Origin of the sequence: uncultured Campylobacter sp., assembly GCF_938045225.1 — a bacterium.
Lineage (GTDB): Bacteria > Campylobacterota > Campylobacteria > Campylobacterales > Campylobacteraceae > Campylobacter_A.
In genome coordinates this window covers 1-2521 of sequence record NZ_CALINL010000238.1, presented here as the reverse complement: position 1 = coordinate 2521, position 2521 = coordinate 1, and the positions used below count along the sequence as shown (strand labels likewise).

Below are 2521 nucleotides of genomic sequence, written 5' to 3'. Positions count from 1 at the left end.
GTTTAATTCAAATAATTGATCCATAAATCTTTGAGCTTCTTTGGTTGTATATTATCCTAGTATGATTTTGTTAAATACCATTGCTAGTACATTAACTCATAAATTTACATATTTGGACAGTTTTTTGTCCTTTTTATCCAGTAAAATACCCTCAAATAAAAAACAAACAAGGAGTCAGACATGAGAAACGAAAGCTTTTATGTAGATAACGAGATATACGACCTTGCAATGCTTTGGATACTTCGCGCAATTTTTCGCGCCGGAGGAGAAAGGGAGTTTTTAAGATGCAGATACGATAATGTCCTTGAGTTTCTAGGCGTGCATTCAAGCGAGCCTACAAAGCAGGACACCGAAGCTCTTAAAAATAGGCTTGACGTCCTTGAAAAAGCCAAAATCTCATGCGACCTAAAAGATCTTGAGCACAATCTAAATTTGCTTCAGTCAAATTTAGGTCTAAACGACGCCGAAAAGACTATTCTCAGATTCGTCGCTATTATGTTTAACTATGAAGTAGTCTCAGATGCTTGCGAACTGATAGGAAACCTAAACAACAGACAAGCCATAAAAGCCCTATCGCAGATATTAAATTTAAATTCTAGCGACGTTCAAAACGCTTTTAGAAAAGACGGAATTTTCGCCAAGACCTCGATAATAAAACTAGACAGCTATGGACGTAATCTAAGATCAAAAATCGACGTGCTAAATGGCGAATTTGTAGAAGCATTATTTACTAAATGCGAAAGTATCAACGAAGTATTTGCAAGCGCAATAAAGCCTTGTAGCGAAACGAATTTGACCCTTAAAAACTATACTCACGTAAAAGAAGATATGCAAATTTTAGTCTCGTTTCTAAAAAACGCCATTCTCAAGAAACAAAAAGGAGTAAACATACTCCTCTACGGTTCAGCAGGGACCGGTAAAACAGAGCTAAGTAAAGTGATAGCTAGCGAGCTAAATTTAAAGCTATATGAAGTAGCCTATGCAGACGAAAGCGGATATGCAAACGAGCTAGAAAGGATAAGATCTTATTGTCTCGCGCAAAACGTCCTATCTGCTGGATCAAATTTGCTGATGTATGACGAAGCCGAAGACGTGTTTAACACTAGAAACGAGGAAAAAAGACAGTACGGCAAAGCCTTTATAAACAGATCCCTAGAGACAAACGAAGTGCCGACCATCTGGATAACCAATAATATTTACTGTATGGACGAAGCCGTAGTTAGACGCTTTAACCTAGCTATAGAGCTAGGGGTGCCTAATGAAAACATGAGAGCTAAGATCATCAAAGAGTACAGCGCAAATTTGATAGATAATAAGCTAATAAAAAAGCTAGCCAAAAATCAACATGTAGCTCCCGCAGTAGTTAGCAACGCAAGCTTAGTCGTTTCAAATTTAAACACAAAAGATAAAAATAAAGCCTTTGAGCGAGTGATAAGCAACACTTTAAAAGCACAAGGTTACGAAGAGATAAGAGATTACAATCCAAGAGAGGATCTGCCAAGTAGCTACGATCCAAATTTTGTAAACTCAGACTGCGATCTAAACGAGCTAATGAAAGGTATAAAAGAGAGCAAAAGCGCTAGAGTTTGCCTATACGGAGTGCCTGGAACCGGCAAGAGCGCATATGCTAAATTTGTCGCCAAAAGCCTAAGAAAGCCTATAATTATCAAAAAAGGAAGCGACCTTTTATCTATGTGGGTCGGAGGAACCGAGCGAAATATAGCAGATGCCTTTGAGGAAGCAAAAAACAAAAAAGCCGTGCTAGTCTTTGACGAAGTAGATAGCTTTTTACAAGATAGAAGCGGGGCTTCAAGAAGCTGGGAGATAACGCAAGTAAACGAGATGCTAGTGCAGATGGAGAGCTTTGACGGGATATTTATAGCTACTACGAATTTAATCGATAATCTAGATAAAGCAAGCCTAAGAAGATTTGACCTAAAGCTAGAGTTTGGGTATCTATTGCCAAATCAAGCTCTAAATTTATTTAAAAAAGAGTGCGCCTTGCTAAAAGTCAAATTTGATGAAAATGCAAGTAAAAAGGTTTCAAATTTAGGCTTGCTAGCCCCGGGAGATTTTGCTAGCGTGAGAAGACAAGCTAAATTTAGACCTATCAAAAATGGAGATGATTTTTATGAAAGGTTAGAGCAGGAAGTTGCACTAAAAAACGAAGAGAAAAGTGCTAGGATAGGGTTTTAATAGTATAATTAGAAAAATTTAAGGAGAGGCAATGGAAAATAAAATAAGCGGCGTTTTGAGTGCTGGCGATATATTGAGTTGCAAAAGCTATAAAATTCCTGATTACCAGCGTCCGTATGTGTGGAGCGAGGATTTGGCCTTAGGGTTACTGTCAAGTATTAAAAGGTCGTTTGGCAATGAAAATAGCGAAATTTTGCTAGGACACATAATACTTCACGAAAGCAAAGCTAAAGACGGCAGCGCAATAGACATAGTCGACGGACAACAGCGCATAACTACGCTGGCTCTGATCTTGAAAGCTCTTAGCGATAATGTGCCTTTTTTA

At 38.2% G+C, this 2521-nt stretch carries 2 protein-coding genes; both read left to right on the top strand.

Going from position 1 to position 2521, the window contains the following annotated elements; genetic code table 11:
• Positions 1 to 180 precede the first annotated feature (180 nt).
• Positions 181 to 2196, top strand: a complete 2016-nt coding sequence (locus Q0200_RS08450; protein WP_297940236.1) for an ATP-binding protein — start codon at positions 181 to 183, stop codon at positions 2194 to 2196.
• Between the two features lie 31 nt (positions 2197 to 2227).
• Positions 2228 to 2521 (top strand): DUF262 domain-containing protein (locus tag Q0200_RS08445; protein WP_297940233.1); only part of this gene is annotated, 294 nt, incomplete at its 3' end.